General features: G+C 63.5%; 20 protein-coding genes. 12 read left to right on the top strand and 8 right to left on the bottom strand.

Going from position 1 to position 16,628, the window contains the following annotated elements; genetic code table 11:
- Positions 1–170: 170 nt before the first annotated feature.
- Genes lptB through lptC form a run of 3 tightly spaced genes read right to left on the bottom strand, consistent with a single transcriptional unit; the run spans position 171 to position 2,270 of the window.
- The gene (gene lptB / locus AC1DZU_RS14435; protein ID WP_477227909.1) at positions 171–989 is read right to left on the bottom strand and encodes an LPS export ABC transporter ATP-binding protein; all 819 of its coding nucleotides are present in this window, start codon (positions 987–989) and stop codon (positions 171–173) included.
- The gene (locus AC1DZU_RS14430; RefSeq protein WP_095084711.1) at positions 989–1,570 is read right to left on the bottom strand and encodes an LptA/OstA family protein; all 582 of its coding nucleotides are present in this window, start codon (positions 1,568–1,570) and stop codon (positions 989–991) included. The genes lptB and AC1DZU_RS14430 overlap by 1 nt, the downstream gene beginning before the upstream one ends.
- Positions 1,557–2,270: an LPS export ABC transporter periplasmic protein LptC gene (gene lptC / locus AC1DZU_RS14425; protein ID WP_477285666.1), complete on the bottom strand. Its 714-nt coding sequence runs from the start codon at positions 2,268–2,270 to the stop codon at positions 1,557–1,559. Before lptC ends, AC1DZU_RS14430 begins: the two co-directional genes overlap by 14 nt.
- A gap of 415 nt (positions 2,271–2,685) precedes the next feature.
- On the opposite strand from lptC, the gene sppA reads away from it, so the two are divergent.
- The 4 genes from sppA to lhpI all read left to right on the top strand — a co-directional run bounded on the left by sppA (position 2,686) and on the right by lhpI (position 5,421).
- Entirely contained in the window at positions 2,686–3,642 is a 957-nt protein-coding gene (sppA, locus tag AC1DZU_RS14420; RefSeq protein ID WP_477285664.1) for a signal peptide peptidase SppA, read from the top strand.
- Between the two features lie 81 nt (positions 3,643–3,723).
- Complete coding sequence (locus AC1DZU_RS14415; RefSeq protein WP_006200394.1) at positions 3,724–4,008, top strand: integration host factor subunit beta; 285 nt, start codon at positions 3,724–3,726, stop codon at positions 4,006–4,008.
- A 41-nt stretch (positions 4,009–4,049) separates the two neighbouring features.
- Positions 4,050–4,418 carry a DUF1049 domain-containing protein gene (locus tag AC1DZU_RS14410; RefSeq protein ID WP_477285661.1) on the top strand — a complete coding sequence of 123 codons (369 nt, stop codon included), beginning with the start codon at positions 4,050–4,052 and terminating at the stop codon, positions 4,416–4,418.
- A gap of 37 nt (positions 4,419–4,455) precedes the next feature.
- Positions 4,456–5,421 (top strand): bifunctional Delta(1)-pyrroline-2-carboxylate/Delta(1)-piperideine-2-carboxylate reductase, encoded by a 966-nt coding sequence (gene lhpI, locus AC1DZU_RS14405; RefSeq protein ID WP_477285659.1) that lies wholly within the window; start codon positions 4,456–4,458, stop codon positions 5,419–5,421.
- On the opposite strand, the gene AC1DZU_RS14400 is transcribed toward lhpI, so the two are convergent.
- The 3 genes from AC1DZU_RS14400 to AC1DZU_RS14390 form a co-directional block, all read right to left on the bottom strand.
- A complete protein-coding gene (locus AC1DZU_RS14400) occupies positions 5,418–5,855 on the bottom strand; it encodes an EVE domain-containing protein (RefSeq protein WP_477285657.1) in 438 nt (145 codons plus the stop codon). The two genes, lhpI and AC1DZU_RS14400, sit on opposite strands and share 4 nt — an antisense overlap.
- A complete protein-coding gene (locus tag AC1DZU_RS14395; RefSeq protein ID WP_477285655.1) occupies positions 5,852–6,247 on the bottom strand; it encodes a VOC family protein in 396 nt (131 codons plus the stop codon). The genes AC1DZU_RS14400 and AC1DZU_RS14395 overlap by 4 nt, the downstream gene beginning before the upstream one ends.
- Positions 6,248–6,322: 75 nt before the next feature.
- Positions 6,323–7,027: a helix-turn-helix transcriptional regulator gene (locus AC1DZU_RS14390; RefSeq protein ID WP_477285653.1), complete on the bottom strand. Its 705-nt coding sequence runs from the start codon at positions 7,025–7,027 to the stop codon at positions 6,323–6,325.
- 136 nt (positions 7,028–7,163) lie between these two features.
- On the opposite strand from AC1DZU_RS14390, the gene AC1DZU_RS14385 reads away from it, so the two are divergent.
- From AC1DZU_RS14385 to olsB, 6 genes are all read left to right on the top strand, one after another.
- Complete coding sequence (locus AC1DZU_RS14385) at positions 7,164–8,255, top strand: RsmD family RNA methyltransferase (RefSeq protein WP_477285651.1); 1,092 nt, start codon at positions 7,164–7,166, stop codon at positions 8,253–8,255.
- A gap of 1 nt (position 8,256) precedes the next feature.
- Entirely contained in the window at positions 8,257–9,114 is an 858-nt protein-coding gene (locus tag AC1DZU_RS14380) for a TrmH family RNA methyltransferase (protein WP_477285649.1), read from the top strand.
- 13 nt (positions 9,115–9,127) lie between these two features.
- A complete protein-coding gene (gene lspA / locus AC1DZU_RS14375) occupies positions 9,128–9,625 on the top strand; it encodes a signal peptidase II (protein ID WP_477285647.1) in 498 nt (165 codons plus the stop codon).
- A 57-nt stretch (positions 9,626–9,682) separates the two neighbouring features.
- Positions 9,683–10,672, top strand: coding sequence for an acrylyl-CoA reductase (NADPH) (gene acuI, locus AC1DZU_RS14370; RefSeq protein WP_477285645.1), 990 nt, complete (start codon positions 9,683–9,685; stop codon positions 10,670–10,672).
- A gap of 143 nt (positions 10,673–10,815) precedes the next feature.
- Positions 10,816–13,098, top strand: a complete 2,283-nt coding sequence (locus AC1DZU_RS14365) for a hybrid sensor histidine kinase/response regulator (RefSeq protein WP_477285643.1) — start codon at positions 10,816–10,818, stop codon at positions 13,096–13,098.
- Positions 13,099–13,303: 205 nt separating this feature from the next.
- Positions 13,304–14,179 carry a l-ornithine N(alpha)-acyltransferase gene (gene olsB, locus AC1DZU_RS14360; protein WP_457151051.1) on the top strand — a complete coding sequence of 292 codons (876 nt, stop codon included), beginning with the start codon at positions 13,304–13,306 and terminating at the stop codon, positions 14,177–14,179.
- Between the two features lie 67 nt (positions 14,180–14,246).
- Here the strand turns inward: olsB and AC1DZU_RS14355 are convergent, their stop codons facing one another.
- Positions 14,247–14,879, bottom strand: a complete 633-nt coding sequence (locus tag AC1DZU_RS14355; RefSeq protein ID WP_477285641.1) for a trimeric intracellular cation channel family protein — start codon at positions 14,877–14,879, stop codon at positions 14,247–14,249.
- 108 nt (positions 14,880–14,987) lie between these two features.
- On the bottom strand, positions 14,988–15,620 hold the full coding sequence (gene grpE, locus AC1DZU_RS14350) for a nucleotide exchange factor GrpE (protein WP_477285639.1): 633 nt from the start codon (positions 15,618–15,620) through the stop codon (positions 14,988–14,990).
- Positions 15,621–15,860: 240 nt separating this feature from the next.
- Here grpE and AC1DZU_RS14345 point away from each other — a divergent pair, with 240 nt between their 5' ends.
- Both AC1DZU_RS14345 and AC1DZU_RS14340 read left to right on the top strand, forming a co-directional pair.
- The gene (locus tag AC1DZU_RS14345) at positions 15,861–16,061 is read left to right on the top strand and encodes a hypothetical protein (RefSeq protein WP_477285637.1); all 201 of its coding nucleotides are present in this window, start codon (positions 15,861–15,863) and stop codon (positions 16,059–16,061) included.
- Positions 16,062–16,159: 98 nt separating this feature from the next.
- On the top strand, positions 16,160–16,540 hold the full coding sequence (locus AC1DZU_RS14340) for a hypothetical protein (protein ID WP_477285635.1): 381 nt from the start codon (positions 16,160–16,162) through the stop codon (positions 16,538–16,540).
- Positions 16,541–16,628: the final 88 nt, after the last annotated feature.

Here is a 16,628-nt window from a genome sequence, read left to right as displayed (position 1 = left end):
CCGGGCTTCCGGACAGGAATTTTTGCAGCGGGTCATAGAAACTGGCCCAGCTTTTGCTTGTCAAGGCAATAGCTAGCAAAACTCACTTACCGGAGCGTTATCTGGCGGCAAAATCGGAGAAAAAGCGCGGTGAAGGCACCAAAAATCGTGTCAGGAAACAAATTTCACGCTCAGAGCGTGAAACCCTCGCCGAGATAGAGCCGGCGGACATCCGGGTTTGCCACCACTTCGTCGGCCCGGCCATGGGTCAACACCTGACCGGCATGGATGATGTAGGCGCGGTCGATCAGGCCGAGCGTTTCGCGCACATTGTGATCGGTGATGAGGACGCCGATGCCGCGCGCCGTCAGGTGACGCACCAGTTGCTGGATATCGGCGACGGCGATCGGATCAATGCCGGCAAAAGGCTCGTCGAGCAGCATGTAGGCCGGGCGCGTCGCCAGCGCACGCGCGATTTCCAAGCGCCGCCGCTCGCCGCCGGAAAGCGACATGGATGGCGCTTTGCGCAGATGGCTGATGTGGAATTCCTCGAGCAGTTCGTCGAGATTGCGCTCGCGCTCCTTGCGGCTCTTTTCCACCACTTCGAGCACGGCGCGAATGTTCTGCTCGACACTCAGGCCGCGGAAGATCGAGGCCTCCTGCGGCAGATAGCCGATGCCGAGGCGCGCACGACGGTACATCGGCATCGAGGTGACGTCGAAGCCGTCGATCTCGATCGTGCCCTCATCCACCGGCACCAGGCCGGTGACCATGTAGAAGCAGGTCGTCTTGCCGGCACCGTTGGGGCCGAGCAGCCCAACGGCCTCGCCAGCGCGCACGCCGATGGTGACGCCGCTGACGACCTTGCGGCCCTTGTAGCTCTTGGTCAGACCCTTGGCGATCAGGGTTCCCTTGAACTTTCCCGTATCGACGGTCGCCGTGGCCGGCGCCGAAAGCTTGCCAGCGGCCCGTCCCGGAAGACGCGCCGTCAGCGACGACAGGCTGGCCATCAGGGGTTCGCCGCTCCCGATTTCGGCGGCGGTGTGATCGACATCTGGACGCGTTGCCCAGCGCATGGATCAACCTGGGCCAGCCCGGTTTTCATCTGCACGACGAGCTTGCAGCCGACCAGGACATTGTCGTTTTGCGACAGGACGACCTTTTTGCCCGAAAGCACCAGAACCTGGCTCTTCATGTCGAAGCTGCCTTGATCGCCGGTGGCGATCTGCGCGTCCGACTTGATGTAAACCTTGTCGGAGATCTCCAGGTGGTCGATGTTGGCCGAGCCGGTCATCGCCGCGCCCGCGGCTTCCGTGCCCTTGGCCGCGGCATTGGGGTCCTTGACGTAGTACACCGTCATCTTGCCGGCCTTCATCAGCGTCGGCCCCTGGACGACGCTGACATTGCCCGTGAAGATGGCGACATTTTCGGCTTGGCGGACTTCCAGCTTGTCGCTTTCGATCTGGATCGGCTTGTCGCCAGACAGTTTCAGACCTGATTGGCTGGTGGACTGCGCCAATGACGGCACCAGCCCGAGCAGCAGCAACGCCGAAGTTGCAGCCGCGAGCCGCGTCGAACTACTGAGCCGCATTGATTTCTCCGCTGTTTCCCTCTGCCGTCTTCAAGGCGGCGGAATCGATGTTGACGCGCACTTTGTTCTCGAAAACCAGAACCTTGCCATTGTCCTGGACCGACATCGAATCCGCCGTGATCCGTGACCCCTCACGGCTGACATCGACGGGATCTCCCGTCTTCATAGTGCCTTTGCCCATGTCGAGGAAGACCGATTTGAACTTGGCCTGCATGCCGTCCGTTGTGGTGATGGCGACGTCGCTGGTCAGGTTCATCGTATTGCCGTTGCGATCGTAGGTGCCGTGCGAGGCCTTGATCGCCGCGATATTGTCAGGTCCGACCGGGATCTTGGCGTCGATGCCTTCCAGTTCGATGATGCCTTGCGTGCTGACGTCCTGGATGGCGCGGAGCGCCGTCATCGAATAGGGCTGCTTCTGCTTGGTGAAACCGTTGAGCTTGGGATTGGCCATCACCAGCTTGCCGTTGGAAAAAGCGGTGCCTTCCGCCTGGACCGCGACGGAAACCGGTGCGGCCAGATAGGAATAAACCGGGAAGGCGACGGCGATCAGGACCGCGGCCAGCGGCACCGCAAACTTGAGAACGCGCACGCGGCGCGAATGACGCTGGGCGCGGTCGAAAGCATCGCCACGCATCCGGACGTCCGCCGGGGGAGCCAACTCCGTCTCGGCGTTGGTCGATTCAATTGGTCGCGCTAACATTCAACGCTTTCTTCTAAACCCCTTGCCCACCCGCGAGCACCGCCTATAGGTGGGACGCCGCCGCCTTCAAGCAAGCACAAGCCCATGAAAACTGCAAAAATGTGACAGCCGCGTTTGTACAGATGAAAATGAGATCCGCACAACTGCCCGTTCTTCATAGCAGAAACAGACACGCGGCGTAAAATTTATCAGCTGCCGATCTTCGCCGCCAGACCTCGCGGCGATTGCACAAATACGTGAAGAGACCTGTGCCTGGAGAGGGGCGGAGCCCGCCCTGACCTGCCCGATGGCGCATCCGGCATGGCCAACTCGACTGTCCGCGCGGATTGTCTTGTTGCGCCGGAAAAGAGAATTGCTTCCAGATGGGAAGATGATGGTCTAAAAGCGTCTCCTCCCGCCGACTGAAAGGCTGACCATGGCACTGAGAGCCGACGACCTGATCGACCGCCGCCGCTTGCGGCGCAAGCTGACATTCTGGCGGGTTGCCGCCATCGGCATCGTGGCACTTGGGGTGATTGCACTTTCAACCTGGTTCTATGGCGACGATTTCACCGGCTCGGCCGTCGACCATATCGCCAAGGTCAAGATCGAAGGCACCATCACCGAGGACGAGGAGCTGATCAAGCGGCTGGAAACCATCCGCCAGTCGTCGAAGGTGAAAGGCGTTATCCTGTCGATCGATTCGCCTGGCGGCACCACGGTCGGCGGTGAATCGATCTATGAAGAGTTGCGCAAGCTGGCCGCCGACAAGCCGGTGGTCGCGGAAGTCGGCACGCTTGCCGCATCTGCGGGCTACATGATCGCCAGTGCCGCCGATCATATCGTCGCACGCAAGACCTCGATCGTCGGCTCGATCGGCGTGCTGATCCAGTATCCTGATGTCAGCGGCCTGATGGACAAGCTCGGCGTCAAGCTGGAGGAAGTGAAGTCCTCACCGCTGAAGGCCTCTCCGTCTCCCTTCAAGCCGACCAATGACGAAGAGCGCGCCATGGTCCGCAAGCTCATCCTCGACAGCTACGACTGGTTCGTCGGCATCGTCGCCGAGCGCCGCAAGATGACCCGCGAGCAAGCGCTGGCGCTCGCCGATGGCTCGATCTTCACCGGCCGCCAGGGCGTCGCCAACGGGCTGATCGATGCTGTCGGCGGCGAGACCGAAGCGGTCGACTGGCTGGCGACCAAGGGCGTCGATGCCAAACTGAAGGTCGTCGAGTGGAAGGATACGGAACGGCGCGGCGGCTTCCTGTTCTCGAAAGCGATGGCGCAAACCATCGGCAGCGCGCTCGGCCTGCCCGCCTACAGCGGCGATGTCATTCATGAACTCGGCGCCGACCGCTTGTTTCTTGACGGTCTCGTTTCCGTCTGGCACCCTTGAGATGCCGTTTGGGGCAAGTGAAAAAGCAAATAAAATCATCCTCATAATTTTGACCGTACTGCTTTCACGGGGACCCGTCTGATGATCAAGTCCGAACTTGTGCAGATTATTGCCACGCGCAATCCGCATCTTTTCCTGCGCGACGTCGAAAACATCGTCGGCGCGATCTTCGATGAAATCACCGACGCTCTCGCCGAAGGCAATCGCGTCGAGCTGCGCGGCTTCGGTGCTTTTTCGGTGAAAAACCGTCCCGCCCGCACCGGCCGCAATCCACGCACCGGCGAGTCCGTCGAGGTCGAGGAGAAATGGGTGCCGTTCTTCAAGACCGGCAAGGAGCTGCGCGAAAGGCTGAACGGCGGCAAGTAGGCGCGGCGTCAGGCCAGCCAGCCTTTCCGACGGAAAACATCATGTTCAATCGCTTCATGCTCATCGTGGTCTTCGTGCCCCTGGCGATCATCCTGATCGCGCTCGCCGTCGCCAATCGCGAACTGGTCGCCTTCACGCTGGACCCGTTCAACCCCGGCAATCCAAAGCTGACGCTGACCTTGCCGCTGTTCATCTTCCTGTTCCTGGCGCTGGCCATCGGCATGGTCGTTGGCAGCCTGGCAACCTGGGTCAAGCAGGGCCGCTACCGCAAACTGGCGCGCCAGCGTGGCGTCGAAGCCGAGAACCTGCGCCAGGCGGTCAGCCGCGCGCAGGCGGCGGCGCAAGGCCCGGCCCAAGGGTCGGCCCAAGGTTCGGCCCAAGGTTCGGCGTTGCCGAAACCGACCACTTGAACCGCCGGTCGACGGTTTTCTCTCCACGGAGTTTTCCATGCTGACCATTTCGGCCGCCGAGGTCGATCATGCGCTGACCTTTCCCGGCCTGGTCGAGACGCTGCGGGCGGCCTTTCGCGAGGGTGCCGTACAGCCGGTAAGGCATCACCATACGGTCGAACGGCCGGTCGGCGCCGCCTCGACGCTGCTTTTGATGCCGGCCTGGACCGACTTCAACGCCGCTGGCACGTCGGCCAGTGGTCACATCGGCGTCAAGATCGTTACCGTCTCGCCTGACAACAACGCTATCGGAAAGCCCGCGGTGATGGGCCTCTATCTTCTGCTCAACGGCGCCACCGGCGAACCTGAAGCCTTGATCGACGGCCAGCGGTTGACACAGTGGCGCACCGCCTGCGCCTCGGCGCTGGCTGCTTCCTATCTCGCCCGCGAGGACGCCTCACGGCTGCTTGTGGTCGGCGCCGGCGCACTGTCGCCCTTCCTCGCCAAGGCGCATTGCGCCGTGCGGCCGATCAAGACAATCCGCATCTGGAACCGCACCCCTGCCAATGCCGAGAAGGTCGCCGCCGATCTGCGCGCCGAAGGCTTCACGGCCAGCGCGGCGGGCGATCTCGATGCCGAACTTGGGCAGGCCGACATCGTCTCCTCGGCAACGATCACGACGACGCCGCTGATCAAGGGGGCACTGTTGCGACCGGGAACCCATGTCGACCTTGTCGGCGGCTTTACCCCGACGATGCGCGAAAGCGACGATGACGCGATCGCGACTGCCCGCGTCTATGTCGACACCCGCGCCGGCGCCACCAAGGAGGCCGGCGACATCGTCCAGCCACTGGCCTCCGGCGTGCTGAAGCCGGACGCCGTCGTCGCCGATCTGCACGAATTGGCGCGCGGCGAGAAGAAGGGGCGCGAGAGCGCCAGCGAGATCACGCTGTTCAAGTCGGTCGGCGCGGCACTCGAGGACCTTGCCGCCGGCATTGCCGTCTACAAGGCGCTCGTGGCTTAGTTCACCGCCGCAGCCATTTTGGCGCCCATCGCCTCGGCGATCAGCGAAAAATCATGCGCACTGATTTCGAAAAGGCCGAAGCGCAGCTGATAGCCCCAGTTGGACTTGCCGGCGCTGAAGTCCAGCCTGTCGAGCAACGGCTTGATCGATGCTTCCTCGGCCTTTGCCCAGGCGACATCGCGGCGGAACGGCGTGAAGCCGCCGCCCATATCGCCCTGATAGGGCTCGCCTTCCCGCACCGTGCCAATTGCCGTGAACGCTTGCAGGCCGTCTTTCTCGCCGAGAATTGTGGTTGGCGAATAATAGGCGATACCGTCACCAGGCTTGACGCGGCGCAGGGGTGCTGCCTTGCCGTGATTGACCTGCATGAAGCCGCCCTGGCGCCCGCGCCGGATATGTTCGGCCGACGCCACCGCGATCCAATGCGCACTCATTTCTGTCCCCCATTGGCCTGTTCCCCATCGGACAGCCAGTAGACGCGCAGGCGATGATTGTCGGGATCGAGCGCGACGAAGGTGCGGCCGAAATCCAAGTCGGTCGGCGTCTGCAGGATCTTCAACCCGCGCCCGGCCCAGTCGGCATGGGTGGCATCGACCGCGTCGGGCGTATCCAGCGCAAAGACGATTTCGGCGCCGCCGCCTGACGCGGCTGCGGCCGGCTCCACCGTATGGCGCGACCAGAGGCCGAGCTTGAAGCCGGCGTCGAGCACGAACAGCACGAAGGTCGGCGAACTTTCGACCGGCTCGCGACCGAGCAGCGCGCCGTAGAAGGCGCCGCTCTGCTGCGGCTGGTCGACATAGAGGATGACGAAATTTGGCGTTGTCATGTCTGCTCTCCAAGGTTCCAGTGTTTCGACTTGGCGACCATAGAATGAGCTACTGTCAGATTCTGGCAGTATCCGTCATGAACCACGCGGCCACGAACTGCGCGGCTTGTCGAGGGTCGCCCGCCATTCCTTGAGCAGTGCCTGACGACGGCGCGGATAGCGCGTATCGGTGGTGTTGAGGCCGGATATACGATCGGCGCGAAAATGCCGGAAATCCTGGCGCATCTCGCACCACGCCACCACGACCCGCACCTTGTCGAAGAACCCCAGCGCAAACGGCCAGACCACCCGTTCGGAGGCCGCGCCGCCGGCGTCGCGGTACAAAAAGCCGAGCTTGCGCTCGTTGCGGATGGCTTGCCGAACAAGACCGAGGTCGATGCCCTCGATGGCTGCGGCGGGAGGCCCGACCAGCAGCGCGCTCGCATCGAGATCCTCGCGCAGATCATCCGGCAGCACGGCGGCGATCTTGGCCAGCGCGTTGGCGGCAGCCGCCGACAGACGCTGGTCCGGCTGCTTGGCGACCCAGCGTGAGCCTAGCACGATGGCTTCGATCTCCTCATCGCTGAACATCAGCGGCGGCAGCATGAAGCCGGGCTTGAGCACATAGCCCAGTCCTGCCTCACCCTCGATCGGCGCGCCCTGGCCCTGCAGCGTGGCGATGTCGCGGTAGAGCGTGCGGATCGAAATCCCGAGCTCATCCGCCAGCGCCTGCCCGCTCACCGGCCGGCGGTGCCGGCGCAGCGTCTGGATCAGGTCGAGCAGGCGTTCAGAGCGGGACATATCGAAGACTTGCCTGTTTCTTTGACAATGGTCCATCGTCGGCCGACACAAACCAGAGAGGCTTGCGCAGCGGACTTGGTTGCGAAGCAGGTTGGCCTATGCCAAAAGCGGCCACGCCGCTCGGAGTTGCTCCCGCTTGAAGTCTTTTCGCGACAAACGCCGCGACAACCGTCCGCATCGATCCGCGAAAGGTGCGGGGGACCAGTCACGTCCGCCTGCCGGCCGCGCGCCCGCCAGGCCGGAACCGCAGCCGCGCGAGCGGCTTGAGGCGAAGGCCGAAGACCGCTCCGAGCCGAAATCGACGCCGCGCATCCTCGCCCGGCGCGATGGCGTCCTGCCCACCGAGCATCTTCCGGTGATCCTCGAAGTGGCGCCGAATGCCGATTATGCGCTGCTCGACAGCGGCGCCGGGCAGAAGCTCGAGCAATACGGCCCCTACCGCATCGTGCGGCCCGAGGGCCAGGCGATCTGGCAGAAGGCCTTGCCGGCAAAGGACTGGGAGCGCGCCGACGCCATTTTCACCGGCGATACCGATGAGGAAGGCATCGGCCGTTGGCGCTTCCCGAAGATGCCGCTCGGCGAGACCTGGCCGATGAAGCATGACGGCATCGACTATCTCGGCCGTTTCACCTCGTTTCGCCATGTCGGCGTCTTTCCCGAACAAGCCTCGCACTGGGACCACATGGCTGGGCTGATCGCGGCGGCCAAGCGGCCGGTCAAGGTGCTGAACCTGTTCGGTTACACCGGCCTTGCCTCGCTGGTGGCGGCCCGCGCCGGCGCCGAGGTCACCCATGTCGATGCCTCGAAGAAGGCGATCGGCTGGGCCCGCGAGAACCAGGAAATGGCCGGGCTCGGCAGCAAGCCGATCCGCTGGATCGTCGACGACGCGGTGAAATTCGCCGAGCGTGAGGAACGTCGAGGCAGCCGTTACGACATAATCCTGTTCGACCCGCCGGCCTATGGCCGCGGCCCTAAGGGCGAGGTTTGGCAGTTGTTCGAGGACCTGCCTGATTTGACCGACCTTTGCCGCGCGATCCTGACACCCAAACCACTCGCCGTGGTGCTGACCGCCTATTCTATCCGCGCCTCCTTCTTCGCCATCCATGCCTTGATGCGCGACACCTTTGCCGGCATGGGCGGCACGGTCGAATCCGGAGAATTGATCATCCGTGAAAAGTCCGCCGGCCGGGCGCTTTCGACCTCTTTGTTTTCGCGTTGGGTGGCCTGAAATGAACGAGCGGCATGCAGGCGCACCCGGGCTGGTGAAGGAAGTCACCAGCCTCGCCAATCCGCTGGTCAAGGACATCAAGGCGCTCGCCCAGAAGAAATTCCGCGACCAGCAGAATGCCTTCATGGCCGAGGGGCTGAAGCTGGTCATCGATGCGCTCGACCTCGGCTGGCAGATCAGGACACTGGTTTTCGCCAAGGCCGGACGCGGCAACGCCGCAGTGGAGAAGGTCGCTGCACGCACGGTTGCCGCCGGTGGCACGGTGCTCGAAGTGTCGGAAAAGGTGCTCGTCGCCATCACCCGCCGCGACAATCCGCAAATGGTGGTCGGCGTCTTCTCCCAAAGATTCCTGGCCTTGAAGGATATCCGCGCCGACAATGGCGATGTCTGGGTGGCGCTCGACCGGGTGCGCGATCCCGGCAATCTCGGCACCGTCATCCGCACCATCGATGCTGTCGGCGCCAAAGGTGTCATCCTGGTTGGCGACACCACCGATCCCTTTTCCGTGGAAACTGTGCGCGCCACCATGGGTTCGATCTTTGCCGTGCCGGTGGCCAAGGCGACGACCGAGGCCTTCCTTGCCTGGCGAGGCGGATTTTCAGGCCTTGTCGCCGGCACCCATCTGAAAGGCGCGGTCGACTACCGCTCCGTCGATTTCTCCCGCGGCCCGGTGCTGCTGATGATGGGCAACGAGCAGCAGGGGCTGCCCGAAAGCCTGGCGGCGAGTTGCGACAGGCTGCTTAGAATTCCGCAGGCTGGCCGCGCCGATTCGCTCAATCTTGCCGTTGCCACCGGCATAATGCTGTTCGAGATCCGGCGCGGCGCGCTGAAGCTCGAACCAATCGTGGACCAGCAATGAAGGTTGCCCGCCCGTGAGATCATGGTCCCCCTACGCGCTGCTCGTCGTCGCGGCCATAGCGCTCGACCAGTGGATAAAACATCTGGTCGAGACCGGCCTGCCCTTTCAAGAAAAACTCGATCTCGTGCCGTTCCTGGCGCTGTTTCGCACCTACAACACCGGCATCGCCTTCTCGATGTTCTCGACCTTCGGCGACACCGGGCTGATTGTCATCTCGCTGGCGGTCGTTGCCTTCGTGCTGTTCCTGGCGACGCGGATCGCGCCGTCCCAGATCCTTGCCCGCACCGGCTTTGCTCTGATCGTCGGCGGCGCCCTCGGCAATCTCATCGACCGCGCCATATACGGCCATGTCATCGATTATATCCTGTTCCATACGCCGGTCTGGTCCTTCGCCGTCTTCAACCTGGCCGATGCCTTCATCTCGGTGGGCGCTGCCCTGGTCGTCTTCGACGAACTGTTCGGCTGGCGGCGCGAGCCCAGACCTTCGAATCCCAAGTCTTCCAAAGATTGACCACGTGCGGCCGTCGCCGCACAGTCCATGTCGCCAAACAAGATCGCGGAGAAAGAGATGCCCGAAACCTTCAAAGTGATCCTCGTTTCGCGTGACGCCGAGAAGAAGCAGTCGGTAGCCGTGACCGATCTCACCGAGGCCGACCTGATGGAAGGCGATGTCACCATCGCGGTCGAGGCGACTACGGTGAACTACAAGGACGGCCTTGCAATCACAGGCAAGGCGCCCGTGATCCGCCGCTGGCCGCTGGTGCCGGGCATCGATTTCGCCGGAACCGTCGTCTCGTCTTCCCATCCTGACTGGCGCGCCGGCGACAAGGCCATCCTGAATGGCTGGGGCGTCGGCGAAACCCACTTCGGCGCCTATGCCGGCCGCGCCCGCGTCAAGGGCGACTGGCTGGTTCCGCTGCCGCAAGGGATGAGCCCGCATGACGCGATGGCGGTAGGAACCGCCGGCTATACCGCCATGCTCTGCGTCATGGCGCTGGAACGGCATGGCATCCTGCCCGATCGCGGCCCGGTGGTGGTGACGGGGGCGGCCGGCGGCGTCGGCTCGGTCGCGGTTTCGATCCTGTCCAGCCTCGGCTACCATGTCGTTGCTTCCACCGGCCGCAACGCCGAAAGTCCCTATTTGATCAACCTTGGCGCCGCCGAAGTGATATCGCGCGACGAGCTTGCCCAGCCGGCCAAGCCGCTGGCCAAGGAGCGCTGGGCCGGCGGCGTCGACGCGGTCGGCAGCCACACACTGGCCAACGTGCTGTCGATGACTTCCTATGGCGGCGCGGTCGCCGCCTGCGGCCTGGCCGGAGGCATGGACCTGCCGACGAGCGTCGCCCCCTTCATCCTGCGTGGCGTCTCGCTGCTCGGCATCGATTCGGTGATGGCGCCGAAGGCGGTCCGTCTCGAAGCATGGCGGCGCATCGGCACCGACCTCGATCTGCAGAAGCTCGCCAGCCTGTCGACGACCATCGGTTTCGACGGCATCATCGATGCCGCGCATGACATCGTCGACGGCAAGATCCGCGGTCGTGTCGTCGTGGATATGTGAACCGCTCGACTACCCTGAGAAGGCGGACGGAATTGCCAACTCGGATGGCAAATCCGCAACCGTCGCGGCGAAAAGCGCTCATCCGCTAAAATTCGAACGATCCGCCGCAATTTTCCATAATCTCTATCTGGCAAGGGTTTCGCATGATCGCGGAATCCGGCAGCCAACAGGTGGACACGGGCGAAGACGTCGATGCGGCGCCGACATCGACGCGGCGCTTTGTCGCCGCGCCGCCGCTGGTGCCCGAGCCGGAACCCGCCAGGCGCGAGGGCCTTGCGTTGCTGGCCTTCGCCGCCATCGTCGCGCTGGCAGGCCTGGCGCATCTGACCGGAGCACCGATCTTTATCAGCGTCGCATTGCTGGCAGTCGGCCTTGCCGGCCTTGCCCTGCATCTGCGCGCCAGGCGGAGCGAACACCGCACCGCGGTCCTGCTCGACGAGACCACCGCCCGCAGCCGCGCCGAGATCGAGACGCTGGCCGACCGCATGTGGGAGATGCAGGAGAGCGAGGAGCGGTTTCGCGGGCTGATCGACGCACTTGGCGACCTCGTCATTCATCGCGACCGCGATGGCTACATCGTCTATGCCAACAAGATCTTCGCCGACCTCGTCGAAAGCGATCAACGCGACCTCGCCGGCAAGACCCTGGCGGAACTCGGCATCGATGTCGGCATCGTTCCCGATGCTGCCTTTTCCGATCATGAATGCCTGAGTTCCACCGATGTCTCCATCCGCACGCCGAGCGGTCCGCGCTGGTTTTCGTGGATCGAACTGTCGGTGCGCGACAAGGACAGCGGCGCCGTTTCGCATCGCGCCATCGCGCGCGACATCACCGCCCGCAAACGCGCCGAATCCTCGCTGATCACCGCTCGCGAGCGGGCCGAATACGCCAGCCAGGCCAAATCGCGCTTCCTCGCCACGGTCAGCCATGAAATTCGGACGCCGATGAACGGCATCATGGGCATGGCCAGGTTGCTGGCCGACACCAGCCTGTCGCCGGAACAGCAGACCTATGTCGGCGCCGTCTCGACGTCGGCCAGCGCATTGCTTGCCCTGATCGAGGATCTGCTCGATTACTCCAAGATCGAGGCGGGGCGCTTCGACCCGGAGCCGCAGCCGATGTCGGTGCGCGAAATCGCCGACAACATCGTCGAATTGCTCGCTGCCCGCGCCTTCGCCAAGGATATCGGGCTGGGCTGCCATGTCGAACCCGACGTGCCCCAATTGATCACCGCCGATCCGGGCAAGGTCAGGCAGGTGCTGCTCAACCTCATCGGCAATGCCATCAAGTTCACCGATAGCGGCGGTGTATTGGTGAGCATCGCACGCGCGCGCACCGAAACCACCGACCGCATCTGCTTCACGATCGCCGACACCGGTCCGGGTCTGCATGAAGACGACCTGGAACGCATTTTCGAGGAGTTCGAGCAGGCCGACGGCACGTCGACGCGCACGCATGGCGGGGCCGGCCTCGGCCTTGCCATCTCCAAACGCCTGGTGGCCGCCATGAGCGGCACGATTTCAGTATCGAGCCGATTCGGTCAGGGATCCGAGTTCGTCTTCGAAATCCCGGCAATATCGGCCACGGAAGCGCCGCAGAGCCGACAGAACGCGCTTTCGGGCAAGCGCGCGGTGATCCTGTCGAAAAATGCCGTCGAGGCCGATGCCATCGCCCGCACCATCCGCGCCAATGGCGGCGCGGTCGATGTCGCCACCACCGTCGCGCAGGCCGCGCCCTTTGCCAACGGCTGCGATGTGCTCCTGGTCGACGCGGCGATGGAAGAGAGCGACGGAAGGCTGCTCAAGCGCCTGCGCCAGAGCGGTTTCGCCGACTGCGAGGCCATCACGCTGATCGCGCCGACCGACCGCGGCATGCTTGGCGAGTTCCGCGCCAGCGGCTACGCAACCTTCCTTGCCAGGCCGGTGCGTGGCGGAACGCTTCTGCGTGTGCTGTTGAGCAGCAATGCTTCCGCCCTCGCCCAGCCCCAGCCGGAAAACCGTCACGCACCCGCGCTTCGTGCCCTCGGCAGCCGCCAACGGGGCCTGTCGGTGCTGATCGCCGAGGACAACGACATCAACGCCATGCTTGCCCGCGCCACGCTGCTGAAGGCCGGACATCGCGTCAAGGTGGTCGGCAACGGCAAGGCCGCCGTCGAGGCTGTCACCGGCGCCGGGCACAGCCATCGCTTCGACGTGGTCCTGATGGACCTTCACATGCCGGTCATGGACGGGCTGGACGCGATTGCTGCCATCCGCCGCTACGAGGAGGAAACCGCCGTGCCGCCGGTGCCGATCATGGTGCTGTCGGCTGATAGCCAGGAAAAGACCCGCCATGCGGTGCTTGCCCATGGCGCCAGCGGCTTCGTTACCAAGCCACTCGACCCTGACGCGCTGGTCAATGCCGTCGAGGGACAGGTCGCGGCCTAGGGCATGATCCCGAACCGAAGGTCAGGAACTTCGACAGCCCATCCAACCCGCCCGCTGGCGTAACGTAGCCGGTTGACCGTATTCGCCAGCCGACGAAGTATTGCCCACGACGTCGTATCACGGTACTGTCACAATCCTGTTGCACCTACACCGTATCCCCGTGCCAAGAGGGATGGCTCGAAGGAGAATCCTCGTGCATACAGTTATGCCGGAATGTGACACTCGGCCGAACGCCAGCAGCGCCTTGCTTGCCGGGCGTAACGTCGATTCCGTCATAAAGGGCGCAGCACTCGGCCGTATCGGTAATCTCGAAGTGCGGCTCGCCCGCAACGAGGCCGAGATCGCGGCCGCGCAGGAAGTCCGCTACCGGGTGTTCTACGATGAACTCGGCGCCAGGAAGGATTTGTTCCAGGCGCCGGATCGCCGTGACGCCGACCGGTTCGATCCGCTCTGCGACCATCTGCTCGTCTTCGATACTTCGCTTTCCGGCCCCGAACATCGCCGTATCGTCGGCACCTATCGCCTGCTGCGGCAAGAGATCGCGGCCGCCGCTGGAGGCTTTTATTCCGAAGGTGAATTCGAGCTGACCAAGCTTATCGCCCGTCACCCCGGCCAGCGTTTTCTCGAGCTCGGCCGCTCCTGCGTGTTGCCTGAATATCGGTCGAAGCGCACCATCGAGGCGCTATGGCAAGGTATCTGGGCCTATATCAACCACTACGAAATCGGTGTGATGACCGGTTGCGCGTCCTTCCACGGCACTGTGCCGGCGGCGCATGCCGAGGCGCTTACCTATCTCGCCCACCACTGCCGGACGAATTCGGCCTGGGACGTGCGCGCGGTGTCCGGGCGCTACTGTTCGATGGATCTGATGCCGATCGAGGCGGTCAATGCCAAGGCGGCGATCGCGGCGATGCCGCCGCTGGTCAAGGGCTATCTGCGCGTCGGCGCCCGCATCGGCGATGGCTGCGTCATCGACCGCGAATTCTCAACGGTCGACGTGTTCGTCGTGATGCCGGTCAAGGAAATCGGCGCCCGCTACGTCAACTATTATGGCGGGGAAGCCCAGCGCTTCGCTGCGTGAATAGCCGAATAATAGGACGTCGTGGCCGGAGTTGCGCGGCAACAACCACTATTCGCTATACCCTCTTTCACGGAATATCTTCCGGTCGCCGGCCGGGTCGGCTCTTGTAGGGGGGAAATGCCCAGCCGAAGCGGAGCGCCCCACCGCGCACGGCGAACGCCGCGGCGAAGCCGGCCAATCCTGAGACAATCTGCGGCAAGCCGGCAACGTCGCCTGCTGTGAAGATGGCAGCGCCGACGAGCGCGGCCGTGACATAGATTTCAGGCCTCAGCAGCACCGAAGGCTCCCCGGCCAGAAGATCGCGCAGGATACCGCCGAACGTCGCGGTCAGCATGCCGGTGATCACCGACACCGCCGGCGAGCCGGTGATGGCAAGTCCCTTGGCCGCGCCCATCACGGAAAACGCGGCAAGGCCGATGGCGTCGAGCCAGAGCAGCAGCTTGTAACGGGATTCGACGCGGTGCGCGGTGAAGAACACCACCACCGCCACCACCGCGCAGATCAGCACATAGTCCCTGTTTCCCACCCAGAACACCGGCACGTTGAGGATCAGGTCGCGAAACGTGCCGCCGCCGATGCCGGTGACGCTGGCCAGGAACAGGAAACCGATAATGTCGAGCTGCTTGCGTGAAGCAGCAAGCGCCCCGGTCGCGGCAAAGACGGCGACGCCGGCATAGTCGAGAAGCGCGATGGGGTTCATGAGTGAGCGAATAGCAAGAAGGGAGTAGCGAATAGGGAATAGCACGAAGCCACTTGGCCGCTATCAACTATTTCCTACTCGCTACTCCCTATTCGCTACTCACTCTCATCAGGCGTCTTTCTCAGCCTGCTCATTGACAGGCCCAGGCTCGACTGCCGCTTCGGCCGCAATCTTCGGGCCGCCCTTGGCGACGCCGACCATGGCCGGGCGCAGCACCCGCTCGCCGATCGAATAGCCCGGCTGGACGACCTGGACCACGGTGTTGGCCGGGACATCCGGATTGGGCACTTCAAACATCGCCTGGTGGAAATTGGGATCGAACTTCTCGCCTTCAGGCGTGAGTTTCTTGACCCCGTGCCGTTCCAGCGCCGACAGCATGGCGCGCTCGGTGAGGTCGACGCCTTCGATCAGCGCCTTGAAGCCAGCGTCCCCGGATGCCTTGGCTTCAGCCGGGATGGCGTCGAGCGCGCGGCGCAGATTGTCCGACACCGACAGCATGTCGCGCGCGAAATTCGCCACCGCGTAAGTGCGCGCGTCGTGCACGTCGCGCGCGGTGCGGCGGCGGAGGTTTTCCATCTCGGCCGCGACACGCAGCGCGCGGTCCTTCAGGTCCTCATTTTCCTTCAGCAGCCGCACAAGGGTTTCATAGTCGCCATCGATGCTGCCTTCCGTGCGCTCGGCATTGGCCTCGGTCGCCTCGACTTCATCGGGCGCGCGTTCGTCTTTTGCCTGGTCGCTCATCGCCGTTTCCCGTCAATCTCGAATGATATGGATTTTGAGCCCGATATCGAGGTTTGGCAGCCAAAAATCAAGGGGTAAGAGACAGTCGAGGCTCATTGCCAGGGCAGGACACCGAACGGCACGGTCTTTCGATTTTAATTCAAGCTTTACCTTAAATGACGGCGTTACTTGCCACGAAGGCGTAACGCGGGAACCATTTCCCTGCTGGAGGAGTTTCGAAGCTGACACAGGATTTTTGAGATGATGACCCGCAACAAAGGCGAAAAGGGAGAACGGCTGGCCACCGAGGTCAGGCGCCAGTTCGGTGCTGAGGCGATGACGCGCTTTCTGCGTACCTTGCCGGCCTTCCGCACCGAGGCCGACATTCCCGACCGCCTCAGGGAGCTGCTCGACCGCCTCGACGGGGCGGAAGACAGCGACATCGGCTGGCGCCGGCAGTAAACGCAACGATCAATCTGGCAACAACCCTCCATCGGCAATAGCCTGAGAGAGCCGAACCATCTAGTGAGGGACGCGTTATGATTCGCATGGAGGACGTAGTGCGCAAGGTTTCGATCACCTCATTGCTGTCGGCGCTTGTCGGTCTTGGCGCCGTTGCATTGGTGGCCTTTCCGTCACAAGCAGAGAGTCTGCAGCTGGAATTGGGAAAACATGGCCCGCGGCTGAAGCTCCTGCCAGATTGCGATCCCAACTACGACGATTGCGACGTCACCCGCCGCGACGACTGGCGCGACCGTCGTCACTCACGAGGCTGCACGGAAGACCGGGCTCTCGACAAGGCGGAACGGATGGGCATCCGCCGGGCAAGAATAGAGTCCGTCGGCCGCCGCGAGATCACCGTCCGCGGCAGACAGGACGGCTACCGCGTGCGCGTGACTTTTGGAACCGAGCGCGGCTGCCCCATCCTCGATCGCGAGTAGTGATCGCCACGAAGCCGAAAAAACCGGCGCTCCAGTGTGAATCGTCGACTGGTCAAGTTGGGACTGACCGGGTCGACCGCCGAGCCAC

The organism is Mesorhizobium sp. P2_A12 (assembly GCF_056405075.1).
Note: the sequence above shows the minus strand (reverse complement) of the source record. Positions and strands in the feature narration are given on the sequence as shown.